Origin of the sequence: Photorhabdus sp. RM96S, from assembly GCF_042879335.1 — a bacterium.
Taxonomy (GTDB): Bacteria; Pseudomonadota; Gammaproteobacteria; order Enterobacterales; family Enterobacteriaceae; genus Photorhabdus; species Photorhabdus kayaii.
In genome coordinates, this window is the sequence record NZ_JBHFKT010000061.1 from 1 (window position 1) to 16,326 (window position 16,326).

13 protein-coding genes and 8 pseudogenes are annotated in these 16,326 nt (G+C 39.9%); 9 read left to right on the plus strand and 12 right to left on the minus strand.

Translation table 11 applies throughout. From position 1 onward, the window contains the following. Window positions 1-92, plus strand: a pseudogene (locus tag ACGF49_RS22845) (IS5 family transposase); the annotation flags it as partial. A 16-nt stretch (window positions 93-108) separates the two neighbouring features. After that, window positions 109-939: pseudogene (locus tag ACGF49_RS22850) on the plus strand (tyrosine-type recombinase/integrase); the annotation flags it as partial. 84 nt (window positions 940-1,023) lie between these two features. On the opposite strand, the gene ACGF49_RS22855 reads toward ACGF49_RS22850, so the two are convergent. From ACGF49_RS22855 to ACGF49_RS22890, 8 genes and pseudogenes are all read right to left on the minus strand, one after another. Beyond that, window positions 1,024-1,275 (minus strand): helix-turn-helix transcriptional regulator, encoded by a 252-nt coding sequence (locus tag ACGF49_RS22855; RefSeq protein ID WP_046974925.1) that lies wholly within the window; start codon window positions 1,273-1,275, stop codon window positions 1,024-1,026. Between the two features lie 552 nt (window positions 1,276-1,827). Then, window positions 1,828-2,820, minus strand: a pseudogene (locus ACGF49_RS22860) (helicase RepA family protein); the annotation flags it as partial. 99 nt (window positions 2,821-2,919) lie between these two features. After that, window positions 2,920-3,447 (minus strand): annotated as a pseudogene (locus ACGF49_RS22865) (toprim domain-containing protein); the annotation flags it as partial. Further along, window positions 3,414-3,767: a primase-helicase zinc-binding domain-containing protein gene (locus tag ACGF49_RS22870; protein WP_262977800.1), complete on the minus strand. Its 354-nt coding sequence runs from the start codon at window positions 3,765-3,767 to the stop codon at window positions 3,414-3,416. The gene ACGF49_RS22870 and the pseudogene ACGF49_RS22865, both read right to left, overlap by 34 nt. Next, complete coding sequence (locus ACGF49_RS22875; RefSeq protein ID WP_271858836.1) at window positions 3,748-4,395, minus strand: ash family protein; 648 nt, start codon at window positions 4,393-4,395, stop codon at window positions 3,748-3,750. Before ACGF49_RS22875 ends, ACGF49_RS22870 begins: the two co-directional genes overlap by 20 nt. After that, window positions 4,392-4,592, minus strand: a complete 201-nt coding sequence (locus tag ACGF49_RS22880) for an AlpA family transcriptional regulator (protein WP_036773792.1) — start codon at window positions 4,590-4,592, stop codon at window positions 4,392-4,394. The genes ACGF49_RS22875 and ACGF49_RS22880 overlap by 4 nt, the downstream gene beginning before the upstream one ends. A gap of 3 nt (window positions 4,593-4,595) precedes the next feature. Then, entirely contained in the window at window positions 4,596-5,474 is an 879-nt protein-coding gene (locus ACGF49_RS22885) for an integrase domain-containing protein (protein WP_271858835.1), read from the minus strand. A 15-nt stretch (window positions 5,475-5,489) separates the two neighbouring features. Continuing rightward, entirely contained in the window at window positions 5,490-5,684 is a 195-nt protein-coding gene (locus tag ACGF49_RS22890) for a hypothetical protein (protein WP_146748118.1), read from the minus strand. 1,323 nt (window positions 5,685-7,007) lie between these two features. Between ACGF49_RS22890 and ACGF49_RS22895 the strand changes: the two genes are divergently transcribed. The 3 genes from ACGF49_RS22895 (at window position 7,008) to tnpB (ending at window position 7,737) form a co-directional block, all read left to right on the plus strand. Then, the gene (locus ACGF49_RS22895) at window positions 7,008-7,214 is read left to right on the plus strand and encodes an Arm DNA-binding domain-containing protein (RefSeq protein ID WP_229015569.1); all 207 of its coding nucleotides are present in this window, start codon (window positions 7,008-7,010) and stop codon (window positions 7,212-7,214) included. A gap of 46 nt (window positions 7,215-7,260) precedes the next feature. After that, a complete protein-coding gene (gene tnpA / locus ACGF49_RS22900; RefSeq protein ID WP_229015570.1) occupies window positions 7,261-7,518 on the plus strand; it encodes an IS66 family insertion sequence element accessory protein TnpA in 258 nt (85 codons plus the stop codon). Between the two features lie 66 nt (window positions 7,519-7,584). After that, entirely contained in the window at window positions 7,585-7,737 is a 153-nt protein-coding gene (tnpB, locus tag ACGF49_RS22905; RefSeq protein ID WP_082302860.1) for an IS66 family insertion sequence element accessory protein TnpB, read from the plus strand. 33 nt (window positions 7,738-7,770) lie between these two features. Here tnpB and ACGF49_RS22910 read toward each other — a convergent pair. Further along, window positions 7,771-8,073: pseudogene (locus ACGF49_RS22910) on the minus strand (integrase core domain-containing protein); the annotation flags it as partial. Between ACGF49_RS22910 and ACGF49_RS22915 the strand changes: the two are divergent. Next, window positions 8,061-8,240, plus strand: a pseudogene (locus tag ACGF49_RS22915) (phage polarity suppression protein); the annotation flags it as partial. The pseudogenes ACGF49_RS22910 and ACGF49_RS22915 overlap by 13 nt on opposite strands. Here ACGF49_RS22915 and ACGF49_RS22920 read toward each other — a convergent pair. Beyond that, entirely contained in the window at window positions 8,204-8,389 is a 186-nt protein-coding gene (locus tag ACGF49_RS22920; RefSeq protein WP_058588530.1) for a hypothetical protein, read from the minus strand. The pseudogene ACGF49_RS22915 and the gene ACGF49_RS22920 sit on opposite strands and share 37 nt — an antisense overlap. A gap of 250 nt (window positions 8,390-8,639) precedes the next feature. Between ACGF49_RS22920 and ACGF49_RS22925 the strand changes: the two genes are divergently transcribed. Next, a complete protein-coding gene (locus ACGF49_RS22925) occupies window positions 8,640-10,049 on the plus strand; it encodes a hypothetical protein (RefSeq protein ID WP_113043614.1) in 1,410 nt (469 codons plus the stop codon). 156 nt (window positions 10,050-10,205) lie between these two features. Here the strand turns inward: ACGF49_RS22925 and ACGF49_RS22930 are convergent, their stop codons facing one another. Then, a complete protein-coding gene (locus tag ACGF49_RS22930; protein ID WP_113043613.1) occupies window positions 10,206-13,196 on the minus strand; it encodes a DEAD/DEAH box helicase in 2,991 nt (996 codons plus the stop codon). A 482-nt stretch (window positions 13,197-13,678) separates the two neighbouring features. Here ACGF49_RS22930 and ACGF49_RS22935 point away from each other — a divergent pair. Both ACGF49_RS22935 and ACGF49_RS22940 read left to right on the plus strand, forming a co-directional pair. Next, a pseudogene (locus tag ACGF49_RS22935) lies at window positions 13,679-14,538 on the plus strand (tyrosine-type recombinase/integrase); the annotation flags it as partial. A gap of 137 nt (window positions 14,539-14,675) precedes the next feature. After that, window positions 14,676-16,205, plus strand: coding sequence for a hypothetical protein (locus ACGF49_RS22940; RefSeq protein WP_113043612.1), 1,530 nt, complete (start codon window positions 14,676-14,678; stop codon window positions 16,203-16,205). A 25-nt stretch (window positions 16,206-16,230) separates the two neighbouring features. Here ACGF49_RS22940 and ACGF49_RS22945 read toward each other — a convergent pair. Then, a pseudogene (locus tag ACGF49_RS22945) lies at window positions 16,231-16,326 on the minus strand (IS982 family transposase); the annotation flags it as partial.

The following is a 16,326-nucleotide window of genomic DNA, read 5'->3' on the forward strand; positions in this document are numbered from 1 at the left end:
GCATCGCCACCCGTTATGAAAAGACAGCAAGAAATTATATCGCTATGGTGAAATTAGGTTGTATCCGCTTATTTCTTAAGGTCATTATTTAATTGAGGGACACAACCTAGCCATCTATTAGTACCTATCCGAATGGTGGATGATGCAGGAAAGCATGATGTAGCTCAACGGCTCCAACAGCGGGTAACTGCTATCATGCGCTATGCTGTACAAAATGACATTATCGACAGTAATCCGGCTATAGATATGGCCGGGGCGCTGACCATGCCTAAAACTAAACATTATCCTGCATTGCCATCCAATTGCTTTCCTGAATTATTGGAACGTATAAGTCATTACCGTGGCAGGAAAATTACACGTTTAGCGGTGGTACTGACTTTACTCACTTTTGTGCGTTCTAGTGAGTTACGTTTTGCACGATGGGATGAAATTGACTTTAATAGTTCAGTGTGGGAGATACCTGGTCAACGAAATCCAATCGAAGGAGTTCGTTATTCTTACCGTGGCATGAAAATGAAATCAGCCCATATTGTGCCGTTGAGTAATCAGGCAATAGATATCTTACAGCAACTTAAAGAGCTTAGTGGGGACAATGAACGGCTTTTTCCCGGCGACCATGATCCTAATAAAGTTATGAGTGAAAATACGGTAAATAATGCATTACGAGTGATGGGATATGATACAAAAACGGAAGTATGCGGGCATGGTTTCAGAGCGATGGCTTGTAGCGCTTTAGTTGAATCAGGGCTATGGTCAAAAGATGCAGTTGAAAGACAAATGAGCCACACAGAGCGTAATGGTGTCCGAGCTGCTTATATCCATACATCTGAACATTTGGAGGAACGGCGATTAATGATACAATGGTGGGCGGATTATTTGGATCAATGTAAAAAAGAATTTATTGCTCCTTACGTTTTCTCAAAGAAAAATAGTAAATAGTCATATAAAAACACATTAATTCACTGTGTAAGAAAGCCCACTTTGAATAGTGGGCAATAGATGTCTTGAGTTAATAATGTTTTTTTAAGAATTATAAAGTCTCTCTGGTATGGATATTTTAATGCCGTTATTTTCATAACGGGAAGGCCAGATAATTTCAGGCGGAACTCCTAACGCATCAGAAATAATTCTTTCTCCTTTAGGCCAGTGGCGTGTCAGTGCATTTGCTAGTGTGGATGAAGCCAGTCCAACGCTCCTTGATAAAGCGGCTAATGTTATTCCTTTCTTTTTCAGTCCGGCAATAATATCGGCTGGATGCCAATCCTGTTGAATCATATTTTATATTTTCCTGAGTGGTGACATAAAATAATTATCCTTTCATGGACTCTATCTGTAAATAGTTAAAGTTAAAAAATACCATTATTTTATTATTTCCCCCGTTTAAATAAAACTCCCCCATTGATTACCCATTTTATTTTTCTTTAAATAAAGAGAAGATGATTTTCTTATTATAAAATAATGTGAGTACTCTATTGGACGTTAATAAATGGGATGGTGTTAAGCATACATTATGAATGAATTAAATAGCTCTATACCGACAGAAGGAAAATACCTACTCTTCCCCCATTTTGTCCCCCACGATATATGGATTTTTATTGCCCCCACATTGATATTATTAAAATCGCTTAAAGCCAGACAGAATAAGGGTTTCACGTGCTTCCCCCATTTAGGTGAGCTTAATAAGTGGTAAGTGGGGAGCATTGCTGGATTTTTGACAATATCCCCCACATTTACCATTTATTCCCCCATATTAGAGTGGCGTTGATTAATGCGGATATCTTCACCCAACACGGTCAATAATCCATCATTTTCCAGTTTGTCCAGCTAGCGGCTGAATTTCTTTGATACATCAATGCTTTTCGCTCGTAAGTCATCCCGCACCTGTGATTTTGTGCAGGAATCGCTTTGGGCTGTTCGGTTACGAATAGATTCCCATAGTGCCAGATGATTGCCTGACAGACGCCGGACATGGGCCAGTGCCATATCACCAGCTGCGGCATCCTGCGGTTGTCTGGGCTGATCTGACAACACCAGAGAGGTAATCTCTTCGCCGTCTTCATCAATACAAATGCTGACCGGATGCAAGTCATAAGCGACTTGTGGCGGTTCATCAGCATCTTTCATTTTGGTACAGCTTAATATCAGCGCTTCTTTATCATTTTCACGGCGGATATTAAACTCCGCATCCAGTGCTGCCCGAAAGGCGCTGGAGCCTCTTGCGCCTTTATCTTGGTCTTTGCCGGAATGGTGCACAACAAGCACGGTGGCATTTGTTTTGGCTTTGATATAGTCGCAACCCTGAATAAATGCGCCCATATCTTTAGCGGTGTTTTCGTCCGAGCCGCCAAAACAGCGGGCGAGGGTGTCCAGTACAATCAGACGGACAAGCAATCCGGTTTCCTGTTCGACATCTTTCGCTGCACAAATCACTTGCTCAGCACTTTCCTGACTAGCAGGAAACACCGGGCAGTCTATACGGTAAAGGGCATCTATCGGGCTGTTATCGTTCAGGCTGCTTTCCCATGCCCGGATACGACGCGGAACTCCCAGACCACCTTCACCGACCACATAAACCACCGCTCCCCGATTGACGCGTTTACCTGCCCATGCTCTACCCGTGGCGATATGACATGCCCAGGACACCGCCAAAAAAGATTTATAAGAACCACTGGGGCCGTAAATACTGGCTAAGGCGTTACTGGGCAAATGACCTTTGATCAGATAATCCTGATGAGTATCAAAGCCCTCAGAACCTCTGCGTAAAGGTAATGATGTGCTGTAGGTCGTGGGGAGACGAGTCACAGAAAGGGAACCGGTGATTTTACCGGTCTGGTGATAAAAGGCTGCTCGGGTTGCTTCATCACCATATTGCTTACGGTAATCATCCCAGTCAGCTTGATAGTCTGTTGGTGGCAGTGCAACCTTTCCCTGTATTGCATTCGCGGCCTGTTCTGCCTTAATTTTTCCTGTGTTTTTTTCATCTGCATCAACATCATTATCCCCTGCGATAATAAAAACACCTTGCGGATGTTGCGCTTTAAGCGCTTTTGCTACATTGAGCAGGTTATTAGCGGAAATGGCGGCATAGATTGTACTGTTTCGGCTAATAACGGCCAGTGATAAACCAGTGGCATAACCTTCTGTGATGATAATGTCATCATAAGAATCGGGTTCATGGACAACAGCAAAAGCCCCTTTTAACTGACTGCCGGGTAATAATCGCTTGCTGCCGTCAGGGTGAATCAATTGGGCACCGCAATATCCTCCTGCAATATTAACTAGTGGTAACACCAGTGTATTTTCTGGAAAAATCACATTGCCTGTTTTTTGACAGTAAGCCGGTGGGAACAAAAAAACACGTTCAGCTAAACTCTTGCGAATTAAATAAGGGCTCGCGCCCTTAATACACTGATTTAATAACGAATTGACCCGTTCAGCAATCGGCACTTGAATAACAGAGGCTTTTTTCTGGCTGGCGCCGTTGACGGGAGTTCTGACAACTCAGATATCCACCTTGCCGCCTCAATTAATTGACAACCTTTAAATTTTGCCAATAAATCCAGTCCATCTCCATGACCGCATTTAGCCCGATTACAAATCCATGTACCATTACCGTTTTTATCATCAAATCGGAACCGGTCTTTCCCACCGCACATGGGACAAGGCCCATGACGATTATTGGCGGGCACAACAATGCCTGCCTGAGACAGGATCGCGGGCCAGCGGTGGCAGGATTGCCGGACAATATCAGAAATGAAGGAGGGCATGGCTTTCCTCCTCTGTGGTTTCTCCAACCAGCATTTTACTGAGCAGTTCAATACGTTCCCATAAAACGAAAGTCAGGATTTCCTTAAATGCGAGATTATTTTGCTCAATAATACTGTTGATAAGTGCCCGGCAATGGTCGAGTACTTCTTCTGAGTTTTCAGGGCGGTAATCATGCATAAAACACCCCTGCCAGAGAAAAAGCCTTAGAACGGGAGAATAGTGGACATTGTAGACAAGATAGCCAGAGTTGAGATAGCAAGTAGAAATGATGAGGGGTTGTAGCCATAAAATGGCCTCCGGTAAGTAGTACTTATAACTACCACCTGAGCTGCAAATCTCATTGGTGGTAGCCCAAACGGAGTTTGCAGTACCGGCCTTACTGGACACCGGCCAGCCCAAAGGCTGCCCCGCCTGAGCCACCATTGACTGATGTATATAGCAGTAATAACAATACTGAATATAATACAGGTGTGCTAAGGCCGTAATACCAAAGAAAATTGGCATCGACAGTAAGGAGTACGGGCTGCAAATCCCGGCTGCGGATTTTGCCGCAGCGCGTGAACTATACCTCAGTAATTTACTGATTATCAACTTATAATTAAGGTTAAAAGCCTCATTCAGACTCATCCCTGTGTTTCCTCGCGGTTGTTGATTTTATTGATAATCCATTCATCAATTTCTTTTTCTACCCATGCTACTGAGCGTGCTCCCAGACTGACAGATTTAGGGAATTCCCCTTGCTGCATCAAATGGTAAATCCATGATTTCTTTAAACCGACTTTTTTCATGACATCCGCCAGACGTATTAAGGTTGTCTCTGCCATTTCTCAATCCTCCTTTTGACTGTAAACTCGTTCAACATAACGCCCGCGACCATCACCATGACCTAAATCCATTGAGACTAAAGCCCTGGCTTCCTGACGAGTAAAATCGCTTTCTTGGTAAAACCTCAGCGCATCCTGTGCCCATGCGTAGCGCAAACTGTGTGGGGCATAACAGCCGGTTAATCCCAGATGAGCGGTATGGGCACGCCAGTAGTTCATCGCTCGTTTGAGATCGGGTTTATCAATCAGCCTGCCGCCGCGCTGTTCTGCAATTTCAATGGCTTTATCAACCGCTTTTTTCACTGCGTCCACATCCAGTACACGAGTTTGTCTGGGGCGGCCGCCTTTAGTACCAAAAACTACATGAAGCTTAGGCTCTGGCTGATTAAGCTGTTTTTTCCAGCTTTTCAGCGAAGCACAACACTGAACGGCTTCCTGAGAACGTAGCCCCATCAAACGGGTAAGTTGGAGGATGATTGCCAGTCCGGCATCGTATTTTGCTGCTTTCTGATAAATTGTCTGAAAAAGCACATCAGGAATGGCTTGTTTTGTCCCTGCACGACTGGCGCCACTCAGTCCCAATGCCTGATTACTCAATCGGGGAGAGGTACTTAACTTTGTCCGGCCTGCCAGAAGAAAGATATGGCGGAGCGCCGACATTTCATTTTGCAGGGTGCGTTTGGCTATGCCCTGAGACAGTCGGGCATGGATATAACTTTCAATGTGTTTGGTCTTTAAATAGTTGAGGCTTTTCACCTGAATATTCAGTTTCAACAAAAACTCACCTAGCCGCCTCGCTATCCGAATGCGGTCATGACAGGTTTTATGACTGCCTCCAGCCTGCCGGGCAAAGGTCTGCATTTCCCTGACTAATCGACTCATATCACTCCTTATTTTTCACCTGATAACATTAAATCTCTGGCGCGCGACAGTTCTGACAAAACAGGGGTTATCTGCTTTGCCCTTGAACGATACCTGTGCGCCAGAGTGAACGCTGTTGAGGTATTGTGGGGTATCGGTTGGAGTACGCTGTACTACCGCCTGCATAGGCAGGTTATCCCCTCTGGCAAAAGCCAGCCTCGGTATCGTCAAGCTCTCCTTTTTGATGGTGTTTTAATCTTAATTAGCAGTGACAGAAGCACTGATTTGTTGAGCAGGCATACGCCTGTAAATGTGGATGTTACCTTTATGCGGCGGCGTCACTTTCAGCGGTAAACCGGCGAAAAGTGACGCCTGAACATCGGAGTCAGTAAACAGAAGCAGGGCAGGTGCTTGCTGATGCCTGATGGCATAGCAAAGTGTTGCCCGTAGTAGTGTAAAACTGTCGCAATATGCTGATATTGAGAAATAACCTACCTGACCGCCTGATAACTCAGGCAGCAGTTAGTTAAGGTGTGAGCCAAGCAAACCGGATGCTTTAGCTTACGTAAATGAAATGAGGCTAAACTCGTGGCTTAATCTCATTAGAGCGAAAGGCAGTTAAAGCTGTCCTGTCTGACGCTTGGATATAAGAAGAACTCGCTTCCTCTGGGATAGAAGACCCGTGAGTGAGTTAAATGTATAAATGCACCTTCATCGCTTTCATTTCGCGATCCCCACTCTCAAAGGATAAGCGGGGTTATCAGCCTCATGCTATCTGACGGCCTTCTCTTTTCAGATCAGGGAGAATTTTAGGTATGGTCGCTCGAAAGCGCTTCTTCACAGACCTTTTAGAAGCATTGAGTGCTGTCAATGGCAGCAATAGCGGATCACTCGAAAGCGTTTCCTCACAGATCCCTCGGAAACATTGGCGGCTGTCGATGACAGCAATTAAGTGTAACAAGGTTAGCGCAGGATGTAACACGTAGCAATAGGGAACAGATAATTTAATCAGTTAGTTAGACTATTGATTAGATACGCTGACGAAATCAGCTTACTGATGACTATAACATGGGCATTTTCTAGCTGACGCGCTATGCTTGTCCTCTCTTAGTTGACTTGTTAAAAAATTTAACAAGTCAACTAAGAGAATTGGAAGAATACGGAGTTATCTTGTATCTCAAATGAAATAAAGTCACACCATATCTGTTGTATTAATTTTTCATTTAAATTTAATTAGTTACATGAAATAGTAGTAAGTAATTTTTTGTTTGGGGGCATAAAAAGGGGCATCATAATAATGTTTTTTAATAAATTTGTTTAAAAACAATATGTTACTTTATTATTCGAGTCCGGCCTTCCCATTTGGCCTTCCAAAGACGTCCATAAACTTCCATAATTACCTTAAAAAACAACAAATTACTTCGTTTCTGAGTCTATAATTGTCCATTTGTATCCGTTGACATCCATGATATTTGGGGGGCAGTTCTTTTCGATAATGAGTTGACCCCCAAATTATGCCTTTAACAGACATGGAAGCTCGTGTGGCAAAGCCCTGTGAAAAAGAATACAAACTTTACTGATGTACAAGGTTTGTATCTGCTCATTAAACCCAGTGGCTCAAAACGCTGGTATCTGAAATATCGGTTTGCGGGTAAAGAAAACCGGATTACTTTAGGGGAATATCCTCAAGTAACACTAGGGAAAGCTAGAGAGCAACGCGATAGTATTAAGATAATTATCCGCAATCATCAGTCACAGTAAAAAAGAGAAGTAGAAAAACAAGAGGCGATTGCCGAAACCTTAACGTTTGAAAAAGTGGCTAGAGATTGGCATAGTAGTAATAAGCGTTGGTCGATTGGAACTCGCTTCCAGACAACAACACTGGGCAGCCGTTATCGAGGTTCAGAAACAGAGCGGGCTGACGGTCACAGCATTTTGTCAGCACCGTGAGATTAATCTGGCCACGTTTTACTATTGGGCAAAAAAACTCCGGCAACAACGCGAGCCCCAACGTCTTCATCCGGTTGTGCCACCGGACACACCGTCACGTTCTGCTGCTCAATGAGCTCTGGGCTGAGTTGCCGGCAGGCTTATCCACTGGGCAGATCCGGCACTGGATTGAGGCGCTGCAATGATCCCGGTCGGCGCGATTTATCTGGTGTCTGGTCATGCTGACATGCGAAAATCCATCGACGGGCTGGCGGGTATGGTTGACGCACTCGGTCTGGAGCCGCTCAGTGAAGCCGGGTTTATTTTCTGCAATCGTCAGCGCGATATGTTGTGATCAATAAAAATTGGTCACTAACTTAGAGTTTTCCTAAAATAATCGTTCTGATTCGTTGGGTATCAACCCATTGTTGTACCGATGGGGATGAGGCTGGCTATAATAACCCGTTGTATAATTTGTGATTGAGCGAAAGGCTTCTCTAAAATCTGAATATCCTTCTTCAAGAACCTATTCACTTTTTAAACTCCTGAAAAAGCGCTCCATTGGGCTATTATCCCAGCAATTGCCTCGGTGGCTCAGGCTTTGTTTGATGCCATAACGCCACAATAACCGTCTGAATACTTTGCTGGTATAGTGACTGCCTTGATCACTGTGAGACATCACTTTCGGTCTGGTTGGTCGCCGGAGAAAAAATTAATTATTCCGCACAGGACAGCGACCTTTTAACAGCCATCGAATTCAGATCTGACGCGGCTTCGCGGGATGACAGTCGTGAAAAATTTACCCCTGCACAGAGCCTGATTTACACCCGCCGACGTGCAGAACTGGCTGCACAGTAGTGCGCAAATAAATCCCCGAAAATCCTGCTATTTTTAATGAAAAAAACCATGTATCCATCAGGTGCATGGTTTTGCATGCGTTTTTCTGTCCCTGCATCCCCCGCCAGTGCCAGCATTGGTGCGGTCTGGGGCTGTTCATGCACCTGCATTAAAATCGCCTCATGAAGCAGGCTGGTGTGACGGGGAAAGCATTGCGCACAGACGGTTGTAAAAAATAGTTATTAAAGGCGATTCAAAAAAGTTTTTCTGAATCAATCTATTTATTTGATACATAAAAAGTAAATTGTACTTTTTGTGATTTTTCAGACAACTTTAAACTGCTCAACTTGTGAGCTTTCTGTCTATGTAATACAAATGGGAGAATTTTCATTGTAAGTGCGTTTAAGTAAGGAGAGCTACATGAAGTTTTCTGAAGCGTTTAAAATGGAATGCCAGCAAGTAAGTTTAGATTTTATCGATATCCCCTTAGATACTGATTTGCAATTTTTTATAGATCCCACATCTATTCGAGCGTTAAAAACTAACTGGGGAAATAGCCTTGAAAGATTAGTTCAAGATTATTTTTCAGATGTTATGGCAAGTATAAAAAATGGAGATCTTAAAAGAGCAGGGGTTTTATTATCATCTTTAAGGGAGTCCAATTCTTTTCATCTTGGTTATTCTGCAAAGAAATCCTCAGGGAAAGCTTTAGGTGAAAAAACGGCTCAGCTAATTCTAGAGTCTTTGAAACAGAGTAAGGCTGCTCAGTCAGGCTTGCTTCAAGATCTTGAGGATACAGCATTAACTATAAAGGGAATTGCATCTGACAGGATCTCAGACTCTGTTTGTAATATGCTGAAACTACCATTTATAGAATATACACAAAAAATTTGTGAATTTTATAATGTGGGAATGTCTGAAGTTTCCGGTGTCCGTTTGTGGGATCCTATTAATGAGCGTTGGTGTAAAAAAACATTCAAACTCCCTGTACACAATGGTGAAGAGGTTATACTTATACCAAAGGTATTGGCGAGAGAGAGGATAGCTTATTCACATTCGTCATTTTATCGAAAGTATATTATTCCAGAAATCAAAACTGAGCATCTTAAGGCTGGCTCTGCGCTTGTAACTCTTTTAAGAGGAAAACCAGCGGTAACAGCTAAAAGGATTATTGAAGAATTTGGACAGTCGAAGGAGTTTATTGAGGAGCAGATAGTAAAATATCCTGACACGATAAAGCAATATAAAGAAGAGCTTTTACTTTCACTACCCTCTCCACTTCCACATAAACGTTTCGACGATTCAAAAGATTCTGTTACGGGGCCACTAGCTTCTGATGTAGAAAATCTCAAGGCTGCAATAAGTAACAGTGACTACCATTTATATGTTGAAAGCATAAAAAAATTGCTTCTGACTATATTTTATCCATCTCTTTTCTATCCATGCTTGATCAGAAATGATATCCATGATTATAGTTTTACAATGATGAATGAATCGCGTGCAGGATTCTTTTTTGATTTTTCTGTTTTTGAAATTTTATCAGATAAAATTCTAGTAAATATTGTAATGTCAAGTGTTAGTATTAATGGTGAATATCTAGAAAGTCTCGTTTGCGAAATGGGTGATATTGGGACATCAGTGTGCTTGCTGGTCTGCTGCGAAGCAACTAAAGGGTTACAAAAAGATAAGTTAAAGGAGTTGGCTAAAAAAGAAGGGAGGTACATCTTTATTATAAATAACGCAACCATTGATAGCATTCTCGAAGAGTATTTGAATATTGGTGAGCAGCATTTCAATGCGCTGCGTGATAAATTTAAAGATCTTAATTGAATATGTAAACGGTGGTCGCTTGTCACCACCGTATTTGCTCTTATTTGTATGAATTCATAATTAACTCACCCCAACAAAACATTAATTAATAATGGATCATAGTATCGTGCATGAGCATAAATTATGATTGACTTAAATACCATGTTTATAATTTTGTTATTTGTTGATTATGACCCTCAACTTAACGCCAGTTACCTCATCAATGTAGGCTGCCGTGGCACCCAGAATAGTTAATTGCGCATTAGAAATTAGAGATTTTGATATTGCGGGCTGAACGATAGCAACACCTAACTTAAAATCTGAATATCTGGCAATTTTGGCTAGGTAAATTAAGTCTTCAAATTTACCTTTGTCTATTCGGGATGTTTTTCCCTGATTAAGTCTTGTGCGCTCTCTTTCTATTAAACGTAAAATTAGCCCCTCTTTATCTGCAAACCATTTAATGCTTTTTTCAGCTTGACCAGCGACTTGATAAACATCGTCAACTCTACCACCTGGAGTAGCCACCCCATTTTGTTTTGAGCAATATTTGCAATGAAATAGATCTATAACTAGTTTTCTATTATCAATGTTTTTTATGGCTACAATATCCGCAACTTCACCAGCACCATCATCGTCAAAAATAAAATCATAAGATTCTTTTATTTTCTGAATTGTATGGTATTGGATTGAATGAGTTATTTTTGAATGAGTCTGAGATTCAACAGAGATATCAACTCCATCCCAATCCCAGACTTCAGTATTATTAATATCATATTTGTATACATATTCTTCATTAGGATAATATCTGAATCCACCATCAATAATTGATGTGTCACACATGAAAATTGTTGGAGGGTATTCATTGAAAAATTCAGATAATTGAAAAGTCTGCTCTCCAAATGTAATGTCAAGGCTATCTTGCAAAGTGAAAGTAACCTCTCCTAGAGAAGTTATTTTTGCAGTTATAGGACTGAGACCATATTGAGTTTTTAAAAAAAGATTTAATAATTTTTTGTCTGATTTTTGATGTTCCGCCGGAATTAGTTCACAGTTAATCAAATTTTCTTCCCAGTCTTTTGATTTAACAGTAACTTTTGCTTCATTTTTTCTAAGTAGTTCTACCGGCCATTCAACAGAAAGAGGTGCTATGTCTGGGTATTCTAACAATTCTTCTGTTTGCATTGCCGTTTTCATGACTTTATTTGTATCGATAGAGTCATCTAGTATTTTCGAACCAATATTGTCACACCAAGTAATCCATTTATCTAATGAATCGCTATCCATTGCCCATACTTTTCCCTTATATGAGCAACCGATGCTGACTAATTCCCCATTCTCGTATCCCTTCCCAAATATATTGGATTTAGTGGCTCTATTTGCTTCTATATCAGGTATCTGGTCATTAATTTCGGTTCCTGTGTGCATTGAATAACGAAGACCTTTTTTGTTTTTATTTAAGCCTACATTTTGTAGTTTTAACCGTTTAAGTCCTGCCAAAGATCTAAAAACATGCTCTCCTTTGACTTGTAATGCATTGTCTGCAACTAACTTAACTAGCCTTTTAACTAGCCCATCTTTTGCGGAGGAATGTATGAATAGCAGGCCGGATTGCTGGTTATAGTAAGCAATGTATAGATCCCATGACTCATCAAATAACTCTTTAGAACTGGCCCATCCTACTGGTAAGAAGGATTTGACAGAGAAAATTAAAATATTTCTCTCGTTGTTCAGAACTGAATCCATTACTTGAAATTGTTTATTTGCAAACTGCAGAAAGCGGTCGGGCTTCCAAGTTGCCAAGAGCATTTTGTACACTGTTGTACTAATGCTTGGAGTTAATCCTAAATCAAGAAGGTTGCTTTCTTTGGGAAATCCTGATCGAAATTCTTGATATTCTTTTTCATCTTTAATTTTCCGATAGCTTATATCGCTTATTACACTATTCCAGTCTGAATCTTCTTTATATAATTCTTCAAGACTTTCGTTAACATTGGGATTTGCTATATTTGCGACAAATTTAGCATCACCTACATTTTTAGCTGTTCGGGTGAAACGCCCTGTAAATTGGAGCATAATATTTATACTTTTATGCGGATCATGAATAGCTGATATTTTTAGCTGCGGAAGATCAAAGCCTTCTCCCAGCATGTCGACGCATACTATAATCTTATGCTCTCTATTTTTTATGGCTTTTAAAACGTCAGATTTTTTCTTTGTCTTACTGTTTATCAAGACAGGTTTTAAATCCATTTCTTTAGCATAAATTTCAAATATATCCTTAGCTCTCTTTATTGTGCTCGCTCTTGCCATTACTATATGGTCTAAGCCAGCTCTCAAGTCATCCCTTAGTAATTTTATCGCTTTTTCAGCGATCGCTTTATCAGATTTTTCTTCGATAAATTCTCTGACAGGATGAAATTTAATGGGTTTGAAGTAACCGTCATCTTGCGCTTTTTTTAGAGGATAATTAAATATAATCTTTCCTTCAACTCTAGAACCATCATTTCTGAACGGAGTTGCTGTAAATTGAAAAATAGACTTGTTTTTAAATTGAGATTTAACACTTGCCCAAGTCTTAGCCGTGATATGATGCGCCTCATCGACTATGAGGTGAGAGCAAGTTTCAGTCAATTTAACAAAGAACTCATGTTTGAACTTGGATAGTGCTGCTACTGATGCGACAATAACATTTGACGTTAGTATTTCTTTTAAGTCATTGATGTTGTCAACACCGTGCTTGATTGTAGCAACAATAGGATTAAAAATATCTTCTTTTATTAAACCAAGTTGTCTGAGTAGGCCCAACTGTATAAACTTATTTTTAGTTTGTTCTCGCAGCGCATCAGAGGGAACAATCACTAGAGTTTTCTTGAAATGACCAGCTACAACTATAGATAAAATGGTTTCTGTTTTACCTGTTCCTGTTGGCATCACTATAGTTGCTGCTGACATATCGTCAGAACGTTCGTAACCTAATGCTGCATGGATGCCTCCAATTTGTGGAGGTCTAAGACCATTGATACCAGCTGTTAAATTTTCTTCTTTAAAAAGAAAATTTGAGTTACACCAAGATGCATGGATTGATTCGGGGGAGTGATGCTCAGTATCGAGAGGTAGCCATGTCACTGTACTGTCTTTCACTTTGTTTTCTATTAACAGTCCCATTACATTATTTCCATTTTAGTTCAACTCGAATTTGGTTAAATTACGATCAGTGACGTTACCACTACAATGGTTTTTTTTCTATTAAGTGGCTCTAAAAAATATAGAATTAGAACATGTCAAAGTGAGCTTCAACAATCCTGCGATGATGAGTGGGTATCTGCAGAAACTGGAGATGGCTTTTTACGTATAACATAGGTGTGTCGCTAAGATAGTGAGAATATTGATGTTGCTCAACATCTTTAGATCGGTCTTAGATTTGCACCGAACTGGCATCAATAGAGTAGACTTGAGTGGAGAGTTTATGAACGTCTGTGTTTCACCATTTGATCTTCCAAAGACGTCCATAAACTTCCATAACTACCTGAAAAAAAATTATTTAGTTTTTAAGTCTATAATTGTCCATTCGTATCCGTTGACATCCATGATATTTGGGGGTCAAATTGGGGGTCAGTTCTTTTCGATAATGAGTTGACCCCCAAATTATGCCTTTAACAGACATGGAAGCTCGTGCGGCAAAGCCCCGTGAAAAAGAATACAAATTTACTGATGTACAAGGTTTGTATCTGCTCATTAAACCCAGTGGCTCAAAACGCTGGTATCTGAAATATCGGTTTACGGGTAAAGAAAGCCGGATTGCTTTAGGTGCATATCCTCAAGTAACACTGGGGAAAGCTAGAGAGCAACGCGATAGTATTAAGATAATGATCCGCAATGGCATCAATCCCAGTAAAAAAAGAGAAGTAGAAAAACAAGAAGCGATTGCCGAAACCTTAACTTTTGAAAAAGTGGCTAGAGATTGGCACAGTAGTAATAAGCGTTGGTCAACAACGCATTCAGAACGAGTATTAGGGGATCTCCGACGTAATGTTTTCTCTGCGATTGGAACTCGCTTCCAGACAACACAAAGGATTACTGCTATTATGCGCTATACGGTACAGAATGGCCTGATGGCTCGCAATCCTGCTCAAGGTCTCAAAGGTGCGTTGGCGACACGTAAATCAACTCATCGTTCTGCTCTTCCTCTTAAAGATTATCCGATTTTCTTACTCGTCTTGAACACCATAAGGGACGTCACTTAACTATTTTAGCTGTCCGACTGACTCTATATATGTTTATTCGTTCCAGTGAACTCGGCTTTGCGCGCTGGAGAGAAGTTGATCTGGATAAAGCACTGTGGACAATTCCAGCAGAAAGAGAGCCTATTGATGGTGTTAAACATTCTCATCGAGGTTCAAAGATGCGAACGATATATTTTGTACCTTTATCCCATCAAGCTCTTGAATTACTAAAACAGATTAAAAAATTATCTGGAGATAATGAGTTAATTTTTCCGGGTGATCATCACATCACTACAAACTGGTTGAGTTCCCTCAACTGATTTACTATTTGGCGCGGTTATTTAGTACAGCCCTTAAATTTAAATCTACCTCCGTAACAGTTATAATTGCAAATTAAAGATTCAATTAAAATGGAGTTTGTATGGAAAACGAAATAAATAAGCTTCTAATAGAGCGAGAATTTTTACGTTATAAAGCAGAGCTTGATAAAATAAAAGAAGAGAACTTGCGTTTACAGCAGTTAGTGGTTGACCGCATTGATTTAGCTAAGTCAGAAATTACAGAGTCAGCTATTAATAAAACAATGGGGGTTCTTGAACATACGAAAAAATGGTTAGTAGTTGTATTCTTTGTAACAGGTTTTTTTATTTTTGCAGCAAGTTTTTTTGGTGTAAAAAGTATAATTGACAATCTGACAGTATATTATACTGATAAAGTCAATAATTGGTTAAGGTTTGATAATGATAATAGTGGGGGAAGAAAGGTGTTAGAGGAAATAAGGACTAGGGCATTGTTGGATTCCTATAGTATTCGTTTATCCCGTGAAGGAAATAACACTCCGTTCTCCATTAGGCTTACAGGTTCTGAAACGGAAAGATTAATGGCAATTGTTCTTGAACCTAAGACATCAGATTCTGATTTTATTGATGCTTTAAATATTATTATTGCAAGTAAGAGTTTTTTAGGGCGGAAATTTATTAGAGATGATATTAACACGCAAAATATTTCTGATATTGTTGGTAATCCAAATTTTAGTGAAACAAAAAGAGGTGTGGTTTTTGATAAATTAAGTTGGAATCGTTCGCTGTTACGTTGGTCTCTGTCAATTCTTGATAACCCGAATATCTCATATAGTGAAAGTATGCTGATGGCAGCTTTTGATAATGTTAGGCATTTTGATGAGAAAAGGGCTAAGGAGTTTGCAATGGAAAATATTGATAAGTTTGAATCCGATCTGAATAAAGTCACATTGGCAAAATATTTGATGCAAATTGATTTTGCAGATGCAAACTCCAAAATCAACGAATTGATAGTATATTTAAAAACGAATAGAAATAGTGCTTTTTTTACTGTTGGTTATGAGTCTATAGTGTTTTATAAGCTGAATAACTGGTTGGCTCGTAATGATAGCTTCACTCAGCGTTTAGCAGAGTATCTTTCGGCGCAAATAGAAAATGGGTTGAAGATTTCATTTGATGAAATCCAAGATAAAGGTAAGAAGCTTTATTTTAATCTTGAAAATAGCTTATCGGCAATTGAACATTCTGATAAATTATTTGGGAATGAAAAGCTTGTTAATGCGGTCATTAAAATAAAACCAATTGATTATCAACGATTGGCTACTATGGTTGATTTTTTTCAGAAAAATGATAATGGTATTTGGCTTACAACATTGATGCTTAAGCCAAGCAAGGATATGCTGATTCAATTTAAAGATGATTCATTTCTTAATGCCCATGAATATTTGTCTGATATATGGATAAAGAAAGAAAAGATACTCGGGAAGGAAACTCTTTTGGCTGTTTGGAGAGATAGCATTGGCATTATAAGGAGTGAGGAAATAAAAAGAGTGAAATCCTTAAATGATACTTATTTTTATGTTTCTTTTGATAAGAAAGTCTTGAGGGAATACTCTCAAGATTATGTTTATGACGAATTTGATAGACTGTGATTTCCTTATATAACCCGAATTCTGCTTAAGCCGTCATTGAGAAATCTTCTTCTGAGTAGAAAACTTTCAGTGATGGCTTCTTCAATTTAAGGCAGTAAGCAATCAATCCACCTAAAACGCA